Source organism: Rhodococcus sp. FG69 (genome assembly GCF_057808915.1).
Genome location: NZ_JBMDIX010000034.1, coordinates 33,297 through 49,642, shown reverse-complemented (window position 1 = coordinate 49,642; position 16,346 = coordinate 33,297). Strand labels below are relative to the sequence as shown.

General features: G+C 62.8%; 17 protein-coding genes. 10 read left to right on the top strand and 7 right to left on the bottom strand.

Annotation, left to right across the window (positions count from 1 at the left end):
* Positions 1-44: 44 nt before the first annotated feature.
* On the bottom strand, positions 45-677 hold the full coding sequence (locus ACODSO_RS22425) for an O-methyltransferase (RefSeq protein WP_489038874.1): 633 nt from the start codon (positions 675-677) through the stop codon (positions 45-47).
* Positions 678-913: 236 nt separating this feature from the next.
* Here ACODSO_RS22425 and sigE point away from each other — a divergent pair, with 236 nt between their 5' ends.
* Genes sigE through tatB form a run of 4 tightly spaced genes read left to right on the top strand, consistent with a single transcriptional unit; the run spans position 914 to position 3,875 of the window.
* Positions 914-1,543 carry an RNA polymerase sigma factor SigE gene (gene sigE / locus ACODSO_RS22420; RefSeq protein ID WP_422395835.1) on the top strand — a complete coding sequence of 210 codons (630 nt, stop codon included), beginning with the start codon at positions 914-916 and terminating at the stop codon, positions 1,541-1,543.
* A 16-nt stretch (positions 1,544-1,559) separates the two neighbouring features.
* The gene (locus tag ACODSO_RS22415) at positions 1,560-1,910 is read left to right on the top strand and encodes an anti-sigma factor (RefSeq protein WP_068369801.1); all 351 of its coding nucleotides are present in this window, start codon (positions 1,560-1,562) and stop codon (positions 1,908-1,910) included.
* Between the two features lie 59 nt (positions 1,911-1,969).
* Positions 1,970-3,427, top strand: a complete 1,458-nt coding sequence (locus tag ACODSO_RS22410; protein ID WP_489038873.1) for a S1C family serine protease — start codon at positions 1,970-1,972, stop codon at positions 3,425-3,427.
* A 10-nt stretch (positions 3,428-3,437) separates the two neighbouring features.
* A complete protein-coding gene (tatB, locus tag ACODSO_RS22405) occupies positions 3,438-3,875 on the top strand; it encodes a Sec-independent protein translocase protein TatB (protein ID WP_489038872.1) in 438 nt (145 codons plus the stop codon).
* Positions 3,876-3,949: 74 nt separating this feature from the next.
* On the opposite strand, the gene ACODSO_RS22400 is transcribed toward tatB, so the two are convergent.
* From ACODSO_RS22400 to ACODSO_RS22375, 6 genes are all read right to left on the bottom strand, one after another.
* Positions 3,950-4,696, bottom strand: coding sequence for an amino acid ABC transporter ATP-binding protein (locus ACODSO_RS22400; RefSeq protein WP_489038871.1), 747 nt, complete (start codon positions 4,694-4,696; stop codon positions 3,950-3,952).
* Positions 4,693-6,150: an amino acid ABC transporter substrate-binding protein/permease gene (locus ACODSO_RS22395; protein WP_489038870.1), complete on the bottom strand. Its 1,458-nt coding sequence runs from the start codon at positions 6,148-6,150 to the stop codon at positions 4,693-4,695. Before ACODSO_RS22395 ends, ACODSO_RS22400 begins: the two co-directional genes overlap by 4 nt.
* Before the next feature lie 65 nt (positions 6,151-6,215).
* Complete coding sequence (locus ACODSO_RS22390) at positions 6,216-7,349, bottom strand: Mrp/NBP35 family ATP-binding protein (protein ID WP_068369789.1); 1,134 nt, start codon at positions 7,347-7,349, stop codon at positions 6,216-6,218.
* Between the two features lie 29 nt (positions 7,350-7,378).
* A complete protein-coding gene (locus tag ACODSO_RS22385; RefSeq protein ID WP_489038869.1) occupies positions 7,379-8,245 on the bottom strand; it encodes a lytic transglycosylase domain-containing protein in 867 nt (288 codons plus the stop codon).
* 142 nt (positions 8,246-8,387) lie between these two features.
* Entirely contained in the window at positions 8,388-8,939 is a 552-nt protein-coding gene (locus ACODSO_RS22380; RefSeq protein ID WP_156520182.1) for a DUF1003 domain-containing protein, read from the bottom strand.
* Between the two features lie 20 nt (positions 8,940-8,959).
* Complete coding sequence (locus tag ACODSO_RS22375; RefSeq protein ID WP_489038868.1) at positions 8,960-10,234, bottom strand: magnesium transporter MgtE N-terminal domain-containing protein; 1,275 nt, start codon at positions 10,232-10,234, stop codon at positions 8,960-8,962.
* A gap of 78 nt (positions 10,235-10,312) precedes the next feature.
* Between ACODSO_RS22375 and ACODSO_RS22370 the strand changes: the two genes are divergently transcribed.
* From ACODSO_RS22370 to ACODSO_RS22345, 6 genes are all read left to right on the top strand, one after another.
* Entirely contained in the window at positions 10,313-11,260 is a 948-nt protein-coding gene (locus ACODSO_RS22370) for an HpcH/HpaI aldolase/citrate lyase family protein (protein ID WP_489038867.1), read from the top strand.
* Between the two features lie 68 nt (positions 11,261-11,328).
* On the top strand, positions 11,329-11,820 hold the full coding sequence (locus ACODSO_RS22365) for a YflT domain-containing protein (RefSeq protein WP_068369769.1): 492 nt from the start codon (positions 11,329-11,331) through the stop codon (positions 11,818-11,820).
* A 175-nt stretch (positions 11,821-11,995) separates the two neighbouring features.
* Positions 11,996-13,318 carry an ABC transporter substrate-binding protein gene (locus ACODSO_RS22360; RefSeq protein ID WP_489038865.1) on the top strand — a complete coding sequence of 441 codons (1,323 nt, stop codon included), beginning with the start codon at positions 11,996-11,998 and terminating at the stop codon, positions 13,316-13,318.
* The gene (locus tag ACODSO_RS22355; protein ID WP_489038864.1) at positions 13,315-14,238 is read left to right on the top strand and encodes a carbohydrate ABC transporter permease; all 924 of its coding nucleotides are present in this window, start codon (positions 13,315-13,317) and stop codon (positions 14,236-14,238) included. Before ACODSO_RS22360 ends, ACODSO_RS22355 begins: the two co-directional genes overlap by 4 nt.
* A complete protein-coding gene (locus ACODSO_RS22350) occupies positions 14,238-15,071 on the top strand; it encodes a carbohydrate ABC transporter permease (RefSeq protein WP_338886184.1) in 834 nt (277 codons plus the stop codon). The genes ACODSO_RS22355 and ACODSO_RS22350 overlap by 1 nt, the downstream gene beginning before the upstream one ends.
* Positions 15,072-15,076: 5 nt before the next feature.
* Positions 15,077-16,243: an ABC transporter ATP-binding protein gene (locus ACODSO_RS22345; protein ID WP_489038863.1), complete on the top strand. Its 1,167-nt coding sequence runs from the start codon at positions 15,077-15,079 to the stop codon at positions 16,241-16,243.
* Positions 16,244-16,346: the final 103 nt, after the last annotated feature.

Sequence of the window (16,346 nt, the reverse complement as noted above, 5' to 3'; positions counted from 1 at the left end):
GTGCACTCCGGTGCACTCAACCGCGCCACTGGGCGCGGAGCGCCTCAGCTGCGCGAGGCGCAGATGAGGCCGTCGCCCAGCGGGAGCAGAACCGTCGTCAGTCGTTCGTCCTCGGCGATCGCGCGCGCTGCTGCCCGGACCGCCACCGTGGTGGCGTCGCGCTGCGTGCTGTCGGGGACTCGACCGCCGAGAAGCGCGTTGTGCAGGACCAATACGCCGCCCGGCCGCAGCAGGCGGACGCTTTCCTGCACGAAGTGCAGCTGATCCACGGGGCTCGCGTCGATGAACACCAGGTCGTAGGTGTCGTCGGCAAGACGCGGTAGCACATCGAGTGCCCACCCGTTGATCAACCGCGTCCGCGACGGCGCGATACCACCGGAGCGAAACGCTTCCTTGGCTGCGCGCTGGTGTTCGGGCTCGGTATCGATTGTCGTGAGGACCCCGTCGTCGCGCATCCCGTCGAGCAACCACAGTCCGCTGATTCCGGCTCCGGTGCCGATTTCGACGACGGTCTTGGCGCCGAGCATCTGGGTGAAGATGCTGAGCACCGCGCCGACCGATGGAGGGATGGGTGCAGCACCCAATTCCTCGGCCCGCTCTCGGGCCGAGACCAACACCTCGTCCTCCTGAACGGACTCCTCGGCATACGACAGTGATCTCTCGGCGTTGGTCGGCACAAGTGCAGGTTATCGCGGCTCGAGCGAAGCCTGCGGAGCGACGCGGTCTTCGCTGCCCGTCACATTCTCAGCAGCGCCTCAGCTTATTCACACGTCCGCCACACGCGGGTACGAGAAGCTACGGGGGATCGCTTGATCGACAAGCAACACGAAGAGGAACAACTCGTCGGTGCCGTTGGTTGAACACGGCAGCGTGGGCCGCACCGACACGTGTTCCTGAGCAGGAGGATCCAGCCATCTACAAGATCAACGGAGATCTCGACACCGCTCTGCTGCCTGAATCCGCGACCGAGGACTTGAGCGGCACCGCAGTCTTCGATGCCACCGGCGAACAGAACACGATGCCGTCCTGGGACGAGCTCGTTCGCGAGCATGGCGATCGTGTGTACCGACTGGCGTACCGACTCTCCGGCAATGCGCAGGATGCCGAAGATCTGACTCAGGACACATTCATTCGAGTCTTCCGATCGCTGTCGAACTACCAGCCGGGAACTTTCGAAGGCTGGCTGCACCGCATCACGACCAACCTCTTTCTCGACATGGTTCGGCGTCGCAACCGCATCCGCATGGAAGCGCTTCCCGAGGACTATGACCGTGTCCCCTCCGAGCTGCCGAACCCTGAGCAGATCTATCACGACGCACGGCTCGACCCCGATCTTCAGTCCGCGCTCGACTCGCTCGCGCCCGAGTTTCGCGCGGCGATCGTGCTGTGTGACATCGAAGGACTGTCGTACGAGGAGATCGGTGCCACACTGGGCGTGAAGTTGGGAACGGTTCGTAGCCGGATCCACCGTGGACGCGCGGCGCTTCGCGAGTACCTTCGAGTTAGCGGGAAGGTCGACTCGGGTCACGAACGTGTCCAGTAGCTACCAGGAGGGTTGGATGGCGCAGGCGCAAGAGCCACGGCGGTTCAGCTCTACCGAGCACTTGGCCAGCGAGGCCGTGGCAGCTTTCGCCGACGGGGAACTGCGAATGGCCGCGTATCTCCGCGCCGCTCGCCATATCGCCGAGTGCCCCGAGTGCGCTGCCGAAGTCGACGCCCAGCAGCAAGCGCGTACCGCATTGAAGGATTCCGGTGAGATGTCGATGCCCGGTTCCCTCCTCGGACTTCTCAGCCAGATACCGATGTGCGAGCCCCCGGCCTGTGCGCCGGGCGAGGCGAAGAACGACGCGGAACGTCGGCGACGAGTCATCGTCACGTCGGTCGCGAGCCTTCGCAGACGGCGCCGGTAGTTACGCGCTGTGTAACCTTGGCCGCTGTGACCGACGTTAGCGAGGGGTACCGGGAACACGTGAGCACTTCTACAGATCCTGAGGCACCGCGTCTGCCTCCGAGGCCCGTGTATCGGCCGGACGTCGACCCCGCGTCTGCTGCTGCATTCGGTCGGCCTAGCGACGTGGACGGTTCGTTCTCGCCGGCCGCGAAACGTGCCGAACCGTCGCCCGGCATCGCCTCACGTGTTCCGGATCCAGTCCTCGCCGAGGCCTTCGGTAGGCCCTCCGACGCTGCTGAATCGCTGCAGCGTGATCCCGACGCCCCGACCGGTCCACCGGAGCCGGATCCCGAACCCGAGGATCCGTGGCGCGATCCGACGTCGACCGTACGACTCGGTCCGGCGGCGGCCGAGACACCTGTGCCCGCGATACCTCCGGTCGGCCCGAAGCTCGGTGTTCGGGAAGTTCTGTTCGGTGAGCGGGTCGCTCCCAAGACTCTCGTCGTCCTCGGTGCGTTGGCATTGGCGATCGGGCTCGTCGGTGGGCTGATCGGTCGTGAGACGGCCGAGTTTTCTGGTGCTTTGACCAGTCAGAAAGTGAAACTGACTCAGTCGACGGGAGAGGATCTGCCCCAAGGGCAGGTGGCGCGAGTCGCCGATGCGGTGCTGCCGTCGGTGGTGTCGATTCAGGTCACGCTCGGAGACAACGCGGGCACCGGATCGGGAGTCGTCTTCGACGGGGACGGATACATCGTCACCAACAACCACGTCATCTCGATGGCTGCGACCAACCCGGACACCGCGACTCTGCAGGTGACGTTCTCCGACGGAACCAAGGTTCCCGCGGACATCGTCGGCCGCGACACAAAGACCGATCTCGCGGTGTTGAAGACCGACGTCGGCAACCTCACCGAAGCCCAACTCGGTAATTCGGCGGACGTGCAGGTAGGCGAGGACGTCGTCGCAGTAGGTTCACCGCTCGGCCTGAGCAAGACCGTCACGCGGGGCATCGTCAGCGCACTCGATCGTCCCGTTCGCTTGTCCGGCGAGGGCACCGACACCGACGCTGTCATCGACGCGGTGCAGACCGACGCCGCGATCAACCCGGGCAACTCGGGCGGTCCGCTCATCGACGCCGAAGGCCGTGTCATCGGCATCAACTCTGCGATACGAAGCGAAAGCGGTGGATCCGTCGGTCTCGGATTCGCCATCCCGATCGACGACGTCACCGAGGTCGCACAATCCCTCATCAACACCGGCGAAATGAAGCATCCGGACATCGGAATCAACGCGCGTTCGGTGATCAACGATGCCACCTCCGGTGCTGAGGTGGCCAACGTGCGGTCCGGCGGGCCGGCGCAGGCGGCAGGCATCGTCGAGGGAGACGTGATCACGAAAGTCGGCGACCGGACGGTGACGAGCGCCGACGAACTCGTCGTCGCAGTGCAGTCGAGTGAAATCGGACAGTCGACGCCCGTGCAGCTCGTGCGATCGGGCCGACTCGTCGATGTCTCCGTCACCCCGGTTTCGGACTAGGCTGGCCTACGTGTTCGCCAACATAGGCTGGGGAGAGCTCGTTATTCTCCTGGTAGCAGCACTCGTCATCCTCGGACCTGACCGGCTTCCCAGCGCCATAACCTGGGTCACCAAGTCGATTCGGCAGGTCAAGGACTACGCCAACGGCGCGAGCCAGCAACTCAAGGACGAGCTCGGCACGGACTTCGAGGACCTGCGTAAGCCGCTCGCCGATCTCAATCAGCTGCGTGGAATGACTCCGCGCGCGGTGATCACCAAGCACCTCCTCGACGGCGACGACTCGTTGTTCAAGAGCACGTTCGACGGAAAGCCGTTCGACGGAAAGCCGTTCGACAACAAGCCGTCGTCGAACAGGCCATCGTCGAACAATCTGTCGGCGAACAAGCCGTCGCTCGATAAGAAGCTACCTGCCGGCCAGACGCCGCCGATCGATTCCGACGCGACGTAGGCACTCGTCGGACCGCTTGGATGGTCCGTCCATACGGTCGAGCAGCATGAACGGACCACCCAAGCGAAGTGCGGTTACAGCACCTTGTTCAGGAAGTCCTGAGTCCGCGGGTTCTGCGGATTGCCGAACAGCTGGTCCGGTGTTCCTTCTTCGACGATGACGCCCTCGGCCATGAAGATGACGCGGTCCGACACCTCGCGAGCGAAGCCCATCTCGTGCGTCACGACGACCATCGTCATGCCGCCCTTCGCGAGATCGCGCAATACTTGCAGTACCTCGCCGACCATCTCGGGGTCGAGCGCAGATGTTGCCTCGTCGAACAGCATGATCGACGGGTTCATTGCGAGTGCCCGGGCGATGGCGACACGCTGCTTCTGTCCACCGGACAGATTGGCGGGCTTGTAGTTCGCGCGGTCGGACAGGCCGACCTGCTCGAGCAGCTTCAGCCCCGCCTCCTTCGCCTGCGCCTTCGACATCTTCTTCGTCTCGACGGGGGCGAGCATGACGTTCTCCAGCGCCGTCATGTGCGGGAAGAGGTTGAAGTGCTGGAACACCATGCCGATGTTCTGGCGAACCTTGTCGAGGTCGACGCTCTTGCCCGTCAGGTCGATACCGTCCACGACGACATGTCCGGCCGTGATGTCCTCGAGCTTGTTGAGGCAGCGAAGGAACGTGCTCTTGCCGGATCCCGAAGGGCCGATGACGCATACGACTTCACCGTTGGCGATCTCGGCGTCGATGCCCTTGAGGACCGTATTGTCGCCGAATGCCTTCTCGAGCGCCTTGATCGAAATCTTGGTATCGGTGCTTGGACTGCTCACTTGTTGATCCTCTTCTCGAGCCGGTTCGACAGTTTGGTGAGAGCCATGATGATGATGAAGTACATGACACCGATGATCAGCCACATGTTGAACGACTCGAAGTTGCGAGCAATGATCAGGCGACCCGTCTGGGTCAGTTCGGCGAGACCGATGACCGACAGCAGTGACGTGTCCTTCAACGTGATGACGAATTGGTTGATGTACGACGGGATCATTGTACGAATGGCCTGCGGCATGACGACGCGTCGCATCGACTTGAGATAGCTGATACCGAGGCTGCGTGAGGCCTCCATCTGTCCCTTGTCGACGGCGAGGATGCCGCCTCGGACGATCTCGGCCATGTACGCACCCGCGTTCAGCGACAGCGTGATGATGCCGGCTGTGAAGGCGGACATCTGGAAGCCGAGGGCCGCCGGAACACCGAAGTAGATGAAGAACGCCTGCACCAGAAGTGGTGTGCCACGGAAGATGTCGACATAGGTGGTGCCGATGCCGCGAAGCACGATGTTGGTCGACACTCGGAAGAGCCCGAAGATGGCACCGAGTACGAGGGCGATCGCGATGGAGATGACGGTCAGCACGATCGTCAGCCATAGGCCCTTCAGCAGCAGCTGCCAGCTACTGGCAATGAGGCCGGGGATCGAGGTGTCCGACGTCGACGCATCGGCGCTGAGGTACGTATCGAGAATCTCGTCGTACTGTCCGCTCGCACGCAGGTTTGCCAATCCGGTGTTGAACTGATCCAGCAGCTGGGCGTTGGTGCCCTTCGCGACGGCGAAACCGTAACTGGCGCCGGACTCTTTGTCGGTGACGGTCTTGAATCCGTTGCCCTGCTTGATGCCGTAGGCGAGCACCGGATAGTCCTCGAAGGCTGCGGCCGAGTTGCCGGTCTTGACCTCCTCGAACATCGTCGCCGAGTCGTCGAAACTGCGGATCGTGAAGCCGTACTGGTCGGCGATGGACGCTGCGAACGTTGCGCCCTCGGTGCCGTTCTTGACGGCAACGGACTTGCCGCGCAGATCCTCGTACCCTTCGATGTCGTTGTTGCTGTCCAGAATTGCCATCTGAACACCGGAATCGAAATACGGATCCGAGAAATCGAACGTCGCCTTGCGTGCGTCCGTGATGGACATTCCGGCGATCATGCCGTTGAACTGTCCACTGGTGACGCCTTGCAGGGCGGTGTCGAATCCGACCTGTTCGACGGTGTACTCGAAGTTCTGATCGACCGCGATCGCAGCGAGCAAGTCCATGTCGATGCCGACCAGATTGCCGCTTTCGTCCTGAAATTCGAACGGAGCGAACGTGGTGTCTGTTGCGATGGAGTAGTTCTGGGCCGGCGGCGCCGGTTGAGCGGACGCCAGAGCTGGGCCCAGCATCGATCCCAGCAGGGTTACGAACAGTGCGAGCAGGATCGGTACGAGTACCGGCCTGCTCCGATGCGGCTTCGTCATGCAGGCCACTCTCTATCGACGGGAAGGATTCTTGACGAATCATAAGACTCCAACCCTCGACACACTTACCTCCGGGTGGTATCGATGCTGAGCGACATACCGACCAGCCCACGTTCTCGAACGGCCAACTTCTGCGCCACGGACTCGAGAGCCTGTGCTGCAGGGGTTTCTGGATGGCTGAGCACGATCGGTGTGCCGGCGTCACCGCCCTCACGAACCGCGGTGTCCAACGGAATCTGGCCCAGCAGAGGGACACTCGCGCCCACGGCCTTCGTCAGCCGATCCGAGACATCTTGGCCGCCACCGGATCCGAAGATGTCCATGCGCGTGCCGTCGGGGAGTTCGAGCCAGGACATGTTCTCCACGACGCCCGCGATGCGCTGCCGTGTCTGCAGCGCAATCGCACCTGCACGTTCGGCGACCTCCGCTGCGGCCTGCTGCGGCGTTGTGACGACGAGGATTTCGGCGCCAGGTATCAACTGTGCGACGGAGATCGCGATGTCGCCCGTGCCGGGCGGCAGATCCAGGAGCAGGACGTCGAGGTCGCCCCAGAACACGTCGGCGAGGAACTGTTGAAGCGCACGGTGCAGCATCGGTCCGCGCCACACGACCGGGGTATTGCCGGACGTGAACTGAGCGATCGAGATGAACTTCACTCCGTACGCCTGCGGCGGCATGATCATCTTCTCGACCTGCGTCGGCTTCGCATCGTTGCCGAGCATGCGCGGGACGGAGTGACCGTAGATGTCGGCGTCGAGCACACCGACGGACAGACCACGTTTGGCCAGCGAGGCAGCGAGATTCACCGTGACGGACGACTTGCCGACGCCGCCCTTGCCCGACGCGACCGCGTACACACGCGTCAGCGAACCGGGTTGGGCGAACGGAATGATGGGCTCACTGGAGTCACCACGAAGGGACTTGCGAAGCTCGGTGCGCTGCTCGTCGTTCATGACGTCGAGTTCGACACTGATAGCGCCTACGCCAGCGACGTCGGCGACGGCCTTGGTGACTCGGTCGCTGATCTCGGTCTTCATCGGGCATCCGGCCGTGGTGAGGTAGATACCTACGTCGACGGAACCGTCGTCACCGATGCCGATGCTCTTGACCATTCCCAGGTCGGTGATCGGTTTGCGAATTTCCGGATCGATGACCTTCGATAGTGCGCTTCGAACGTCGGATTCCGTCAGTACTGCCATGTACCCATGCTAGATGCAGGCCGAAACGGTCAGTGAATGCGGGGAAGCTGGTCGGAGGTAGGGACGATGCCGGTGGCGTAACCGGTGGACCAGGCGAGCACGTTCGCGACGTAGGCCATCGAGTTGTTGTAACGCAGAATCGCCTTGGTGGTCTGACCGAGGTCGCGCAGGTTCAACCCTCCGTCGCACAGGTAATCGCCGGTGGCCAGGGCGGCGTCGTAGAGGTTCTGTGGATCGGAAATTCCGTCGCCGTTGCCGTCGGCCTTGTAGCGGTTCCAGGTTTCGGGGAGGAACTGCATCGGTCCGACCGCGCGGTCGAAGTTCGGATCACCGTCGAGTGCTCCGCCGTCGGTGTCGGCAATGACGTTGTTACCCGCGAGGCTGCCGTCGAGCCGCGGGCCGAGGATGGGCTCGAGCAGCTGTCCGAGGGGGTCGGCCTTGCCGTTGTTGGCGTGGGTGGACTCGACGCGACCGATACCGGCGATCAATGTCCAGCTGATGCCGCAGGCAGGCTGCACCTCGGCGAGGATCTTCTCTGCGTTCTTGTATGCGGAGACGTTGACGGTCGGAATCGCGATCGGGCTTGCCGCGAGGTTGGTGGGAAGTTCCGGCGTCGCTGGGACCTCGGGCACCGGAGCGGGCGCAGGTGCAGTCTGCGGTACCGGCGCTTCGGCCTCGGCGACCGGCTGGGCTTCGCCTGCATCGGGCAACGGCTCCGGCGTCTCGATGACCTGGTCGGCTTCCTGGGATGTCGAGTTCGCGTTCATGAACGGGATGTACTCGGCCGCACCCGCGCTGCTGGTAGCGGTGATGAGCCCGGCAGGCACGAGACCGGTCAGAGCAATCACCGAATTCCGGCGAACAGTGGAATTCGATGCTTTTCTGTGACGTCCCACGCCTTGATACCTCCTGCTTGTATATGATCCGCAGTCGATGGTACCTGATTCGAGACGCTTCTGTTATCGGGCTGTTATCAAGTTCGGCCGACACTCCACCGAACATCGGGTGTGGCAGGTCCGCCGCCTCGACCGAATGACGTCAGGGCGCGTCCTCGGCGTTCACCGCAGGTTCGACGGTATCCGCGGGCTCTTCGCGTTTGCGGCTCTGCTGCTTCTTTCGGGACTTCTTCTGCGGTGTCGTCGGATCGGCGCCGAGCTGCTCGATCATCTCGCGAATTTCTTCGAGTTCGCGGCGCAGATAGTCACGCGTTGCCACTTCGCCGACTGCAATACGTAGCGATGCGAGCTCGCGCGCGAGGAACTCGGTGTCTGCTTTCGTCTGCTGTGCTCGCGCGCGGTCCTCTTCGAGCGAGACCCGGTCACGGTCGTCCTGACGGTTCTGCGCGAGCAGGATCAGCGGCGCCGCGTACGCAGCCTGCGTCGAGAACGCGAGGTTGAGCAGGATGAACGGGTATGGATCCCACCGCAGGTTGACCGCTGCGACATTGATGAAGATCCACACGATGACGATGCCCGTCTGGATGGCCAAGTAGCGGCCCGTGCCGAGAAATCTGGCGGCGCGTTCTCCGGACCTGCCGAGGTCGACGTCGAGGCGAAAGTTGACCAGCCGTGACCCCCGCGGGGTGTCCATGCGCTGACGGGCTGATTCCTTCACTGTCCTGCCACCTCCTGATCACGCCAGTCCTCGGGAAGAAGATGGTCGAGCACGTCGTCGACCGTCACCGCGCCGACGAGATGCTCCTCGTCGTCGACGACCGGTCCGCAGACGAGGTTGTACGTCGCGAAGTACCTGGTCACGGCCGTCAGGCTGTCCTCAGGGCCGAGCTTGGGCAACGCCTTGTCGATGATTCCGCCGACCAGGCTGGCGGGCGGTTCACGAAGGAGCTGCTGTAGGTGGACACAGCCGAGGTACGCCCCGGTCGGAGTGGCAGTGGGTGGACGGACGACGAACACCAGCGACGCCAGGGCAGGCGTCAGATCGGGGTTGCGCGCGCGGGCGAGAGCTTCGGCGACCGTCGTGGATGCGCTCAGAACCACGGGTTCGGTCGTCATCAGACCGCCCGCAGTGTCGGGGGAGTGTTCGAGCAGACGACGAACCGGCGCGGAGTCCTCGGGGTCCATCAGGCGAAGCAGCGATTCGGCCTCCGTCTCGGGGAGCTCCCCGAGAAGGTCGGCAGCGTCGTCGGGATCCATGGCCTCGAGCACATCGGCGCCTCGGTCGACGCCGAGGTAGTGCATCATCTCGACCTGATCGTCGTCGGGCAGTTCCTGGACGACGTCGGCGAGCCGCTCGTCATCGAGAGCCAGTGCCACCTCCATGCGTCGTTTGACGGGAAGTTCGCGCATAGCGTTGGCCACATCGGCTGCGCGGAGATCCTCGAACTGCATCAACAGCTGTGCGACGCCCTGCCCGGGCATCGACAGTTCGTTCTGGGTGATTCCCTGCACGTGCTGCCAGTCGACGACGTGAATTGCGCCGCGCCGGGCGAGCCTGCCGCGTTGACGACGCACCGCGACGCGCACAACGAGCCAGTCGCGAGTGCGGGTGAGTTCGATGCCCAGGTCGACGACGACGGAGTCGGCGTCGTGCAGCTCCTCGAGCTCCGGATCGTCGACGCGAACCTTGGAGTCGAGTATCTGCGCGAACACCAGGATTTCGTTTGCGCGCTGCGAGAACCGCCTGAGACTGACGTTGCCGGTGGTCAGCTGAACCGAGTTCGGCTCGATGCTCGTCACCCTCAGCATCGGCACGAAAATCCTTCGGCGCGTGGCAAGTTCGACGACCAGGCCCAAGACGCGGGGTTGCGCGCGGCCAACGCGCATCGTCACCACGAGATCGCGGACACGGCCGATGGATTCGCCATCGGGCCCGAGGACGACCAGACCAGCCAGCCTGGCCGCGAATACCTTGCTCAGAGCTGCCATGATGGCAAGGTTAGAGCCTGCGGGGACCAATCAGAGAATTGGACCGGCAAGCGAAGCGAGAAGGAGAACACGACCCCCATGACTTCGGTGCACCACAGCCGTCCCCGCCGATCGGTGCTGGCCGTTCCCGGCAGTTCCGCGAAGATGATCGACAAGGCCAAGGGTCTTCCCGCGGACGCCGTCTTTCTCGATCTGGAGGACGCCGTCGCACCGATCGCCAAGGTCGAAGCGCGGGGGCGCATCGTGGAAGCGCTCAACTCGGGCGGGTGGGGTACTCAGCTCAAGGTGGTCCGCGTCAACGACTGGACCACGCCCTGGACATATGGGGATGTCATCGACGTGGTCTCCGGTGCCGGCGCGAACCTCGATGCCATTCTGCTGCCGAAGGTCGAGACTGCCGCGCACGTGAGCGCGCTCGATCTTCTGCTGACCCAGGTCGAGAAGACGAGCGGACTCGAGGTCGGCTCCATCGGAATCGAGCCGCAGATCGAGAGCGCGCGCAGTCTGCGAAACATCGACGAGATCGCCACTGCGAGTGCACGCGTGCAGACTCTCGTGTTCGGCCCAGCGGACTTGATGGCGAGCGTGAACATGCGCACCCTCGTCGTCGGCGAGCAGCCCGAGGGGTACGACACCGGTGACGCCTATCACCACATTCTGATGACTATTCTTCTCGCTGCACGCACTCATGGACTCCAGGCGATCGACGGTCCGTACTTGCACATCCGCGACCTCGATGCTTTTCGGCGCGCAGCGGGACGCACTGCCGGACTCGGGTTCGACGGCAAATGGGTACTGCATCCCACCCAGATCGATGCGGCCAACGAGATCTTCAGTCCTCGCCAGGCTGATTTCGACAAGGCCGAGGACATTCTGGAGGCCTACGACTTTCACACCTCTGCTGCCGGCGGCGCACGGGGTGCAGTGATGCTGGGCGAGGAGATGATCGACGAGGCCTCACGGAAAATGGCGTTGGTCATCTCGGCCAAGGGGCGGGCAGCGGGAATGGTCCGGACCGGTTCGTGAGCTGACTGGGCGAAGAGTTCGACCAGCTGTCCGTTTCCCTGACGGGCGGAACCGGGCACAATAGAGAAATGACGAACCCACTTTCGCAACCCGGACGCGCAGGCCAGGGGCTCCCGACGCCGCCGTCCGGTTGGCCGATCGGCTCCTACCCGACTTACGCCGAGGCGCAGAAGGCGGTCGACTACCTGTCCGATCAGGAGTTCTCCGTTCAGGACGTCACGATCGTCGGCGTCGACCTCATGCAGGTCGAGCGCGTGCTCGGTCGGCTGACATGGCCCAAAGTCATTGGTGGCGGCGTTGTTTCGGGTGCATGGCTGGGCCTGTTCCTCGGTTTGGTGCTGGGGATCTTCACCAACGGGAACATTCTCGGCGCGCTGATCATCGGCATCATCGGCGGCGTCATCTTCGGGCTCATCTCAGCGGCCATCCCGTATGCGGCAACGAAGGGTCAGCGAGATTTCGCGTCGAGCATGCAGTTGGTGGCCGGTCGATACGACGTCCTCTGCGAGCCGAAGAGTGCAGAGAAGGCTCGCGACATGCTCGCCAAGTTGTCGATCTGAGCTCGTGCACATTACGGATTAGTCCCAATATCCCCATTGGTCCGTGTAGTTCGGTTACGTTTCTTCACGTGTAGGGCAGTGTCATGAAGCAGCCCTGCGCACGTACTCGAAAATACGGAGGCTGAAAGTGCCCAGACAAAGAGGTCCGAGGCCGAGAAACGCAACCAGGATAGGTGTGTTGGCCGCCGCGGCCTTGGTCGCCAGCCCGTTGCTGGCGGCGTGCGGATCATCCGACGACAGCACACCCGTGCTGAGCTTCTATACCGCGGCAGACGGCGCGGAACAGTATGCCGCCGCTGCGGAAGCCTGCTCTGCCGCGTCGGGTGGCCGCTACAAGGTCGAACAAAGAACACTTCCCAAGAGTGCGAACGATCAGCGACTTCAGCTGGCACGTCGCCTGGCGGGCAACGACGACTCACTCGATCTCATGACGCTGGACGTGGTCTGGACGGCCGAATTCGCCGAGGCGGGTTGGGCGTTGCCGGTGCCGGACGATCTGGCGGCGTCGCTGCGGGACGGGTCGACCCTCGAAGGTCCACTGGCGACTGCGGAATGGCAAGACCAGCTCTACGCGGTTCCGCTCAACTCGAACACGCAGCTGCTGTGGTATCGCCCCGACGTGGTCCCCGGCGGACAACCGCCGCAGACGTGGGACGAAATGATCGACATGGCCGAATCCAACGCGGCCGAAGGAAAACCGGCGTACATCGGCGTTCAAGCCAAGCAATACGAGGGCCTGATGGTCTGGTTCAACAGCCTGCTCGTCAGTGCCGGTGGTCAAGTCGTCGGCGAGGACGGCACCACCGTCGAGCTGAACGACACCCCCGAGCACCGTGCGGCCACCGAGAAGACGCTCGAAATCATGAAGCGCGTCGCCACCGCGGACGGTCATGACCCGTCGATCTCGCAGACCGACGAGGCGACTGCCCGCTTGGGTATGGAAGCAGGCAACTCTGCCTTCCAGGTGAACTATCCGTTCGTGCTGCCCGGTATCAAGGAGAACGCGGCGGCCGGCGCAGTTCCGTTCCTGGACCTCACCAACGTTCCGGCGGATCAACAGGATGCAGCCGTCGCCGAGGTGTTCCGCAGTGCGCCGTACCCGGCCGTCATTCCCGATACGCCGGCGAAGGTCACGATCGGCGGATTCAACATCGGCGTCGCGAAGACCACCAAACACGAAGATCTCGCGTGGGAAGCTGTCGCGTGCTTGACCAACGAAGACAACCAGCGCAACAACGCAGTCGACGGCGGCGTCCCGCCGGTGCTCGCGCAGCTCTACCGGGATCCTGAATTCCAAGCGGTGTACCCCGCGTGGGAGGGTGTGCTCGACGCCATCGAGAACGCCGCAGTACGACCGGTCTCGCCTGCGTACCAGAGCATTTCGATCCTTCTCGCGGACGCGCTGAATCCACCGCAGAACATCGATCCGGTCGCCGATGTGGACAAGCTCGCCGATCTCGTTTCCAAGGCAGTCAATTCCGAAGGGCTGATTCCATGAGCGAAACGCCTGACAAAGAGGCAGTCCTGAAGAATCTGTCCGACGGCAAGAAAGCCGAACGCAGACTCGGGTTGATCCTGATCACTCCTGCCGCGATCATGATGCTTGCCGTCACCGGATACCCAATCGTCTACGCCTTCTGGCTCAGTTTGCAGAAATACAATCTGGCGTTCCCCGACGATCGTGAATTCGTCGGACTGTCGAACTACGTGACGGTGCTGAGCGACAGTTACTGGTGGACGGCCTTCACCGTGACCCTCGGAATCACGATCGTGTCGGTGATCATCGAGTTCGTACTCGGCCTCGCCGTTGCACTCATCATGCATCGCACCATCTTCGGCCGCGGACTTGTCCGCACCGTGGTGTTGATCCCGTACGGCATCGTCACCGTCGCGGCCGCCTACAGCTGGTACTACGCGTGGACGCCAGGCACAGGATATCTCGCCAATCTGCTTCCAGACGGCAGTGCTCCGCTGACAGAGCAGATACCGTCGCTGGCTATCGTCGTGCTCGCCGAGGTGTGGAAGACCACCCCGTTCATGGCTTTGCTGCTTCTTGCCGGACTTGCTCTCGTACCGGACGACCTGCTCAAAGCAGCTCAGGTCGACGGTGCAGGTGCCTGGACTCGTCTGATACGCATCACGATTCCGTTGATGAAGCCGGCAATTCTGGTAGCGGTTCTCTTCCGCACCCTCGATGCGTTCCGCATCTTCGACAACATCTACGTGTTGACCAAGGGCAGCAACGGCACTGGCTCGGTGTCGATCCTCGGTTACGACAACCTGTTCGGCGCATTCAATCTCGGACTCGGCTCGGCGATCAGCGTTCTGATCTTCTTCTGCGTCGCCATCATCGCGTTCGTGTTCATCAAGCTGTTCGGTGCGTCGGCGCCGGGCTCGGACGACGGAGGCCGTAAGTAATGACGACCGTGACGCCTCGCAAGAAGGTCGGTTGGACCGTCATCAACGCGCTCGTACTGCTGTACGCGCTCGTTCCGCTGGCCTGGATCATCAGCCTGTCGTTCAAATCGACGGCTACCATCGCCGACGGCAAGTTCATTCCGAGTTCGATCACCTTCGACAACTACAAGGGCATCTTCAGCACCAATCAGTTCACCTCGGCGCTGATCAACTCGATCGGTATCGGACTGATCACCACGGTCATCGCTGTCGTCATCGGCACGATGGCGGCGTATGCCGTTGCACGGCTGGACTTCCCGGGCAAGAAATTGCTCGTCGGAGCGGCTCTTCTGATTGCAATGTTCCCGCAGATCTCGCTCGTGACACCGTTGTTCGACATCGAACGCAAGCTCGGGTTGTTCGACACGTGGCCCGGCCTGATCATCCCGTACATCACGTTCGCTCTACCGCTGGCGATCTACACGCTGTCGGCTTTCTTCCGTGAGATTCCGTGGGAGCTGGAAAAGGCGGCCAAGATGGACGGCGCCACACCGGCACAAGCATTCCGAAAGGTGATCGCACCGCTCGCGGCGCCCGGAATCGTCACCGCCGCGATTCTTGTGTTCATCTTCGCCTGGAACGACCTTCTGCTCGCCATCTCGTTGACGGCGACGGAACGGTCGATCACGGTGCCTGCCGCGATCTCGCAGTTCACCGGCAGTTCGCAATTCGAAGAGCCCACTGGGTCGATTGCCGCGGCCGCCGTGGTCATCACCATTCCGATCATCATCTTCGTGCTCTTCTTCCAACGACGCATCGTGGCGGGCTTGACGTCCGGCGCAGTGAAGGGATAACCGTCATGGCCGAAATCGTTCTCGACAAAGTCACCAAGCTCTACCCCGACGGTGCTGCTGCGGTCAGCAACGTGGACATCACCATCGCCGATGGCGAGTTCATCATTCTCGTCGGACCCTCGGGATGCGGAAAGTCCACGACGCTCAACATGATCGCCGGGTTGGAGGACATCTCGTCGGGAGAACTGCGCATCGCGGGTGAACGCGTCAACGAGCGCGCCCCCAAGGACCGTGACATCGCGATGGTGTTCCAGTCGTACGCGCTGTACCCGCACATGACCGTCCGACAGAACATCGCATTCCCGCTGACGCTTGCGAAGCTCAGCAAGAACGAGATCAACGCGAAGGTGGAGGAGGCTGCGAAGATCCTCGACCTGACTCAGCATCTCGATCGCAAACCGGCGAACCTGTCCGGTGGTCAGCGTCAGCGAGTTGCCATGGGGCGAGCCATCGTCCGTACACCCAAGGCGTTTCTGATGGACGAGCCGCTGTCCAACCTCGACGCCAAACTGCGCGTGCAGACTCGCGCAGAGATCTCGCGGCTACAGAAGCGACTGGGTACGACGACCGTGTACGTGACGCACGATCAGACCGAGGCGATGACACTCGGTGACCGAGTGGTGGTGCTGCGTGGCGGCCTCGTGCAGCAGATCGGTTCGCCGCAGGAGCTATACGACAAGCCGCGAAACCTGTTCGTGGCGGGCTTCATCGGTTCGCCGTCGATGAACTTCGTGCCGGGAACCTTGACCGCAGACGGCGTTGCCACCGAACTCGGCAACTTCGAACTCCCGAGGGAGCGGCGAGCGGCGATTCAGAAGAAGAATCCGGGCAACGAAGTCGTGGTGGGTATCCGCCCCGAGCACTTCGAGGATGCCGCGCTCATCGACTCGTACCAGAAGCTCAGCGGCGCAACGTTCACTGCGAAGGTCGACGTCATGGAGTCGATGGGTAGCGACAAGTACGTCTACTTCGAGTCCAAGGGCAACAAGGTGCAGTCCGCGGAACTACAGGAACTCGCAGCGGATGCCGGACTGGGCGAAGCCGGTGCCCAGGTGGTTGCACGGTTGGCTGCGGAGTCCAAGGCGGCCGCAGGCAGCGACGTCGAGTTGTGGTTCGATCCGGCGAAGATCTCGGTGTTCGACCAGGCGTCGGGCGACAATCTGACGCTGTAGGCCTTCGGCCCAGTGGCACGGTTGAGTGCATTCCGATGCACTCAACCGTGCCACTGAGCGCTGAGCCACTGAGCGCTGAGCCACTGAGCGCTGAGCCACTGAG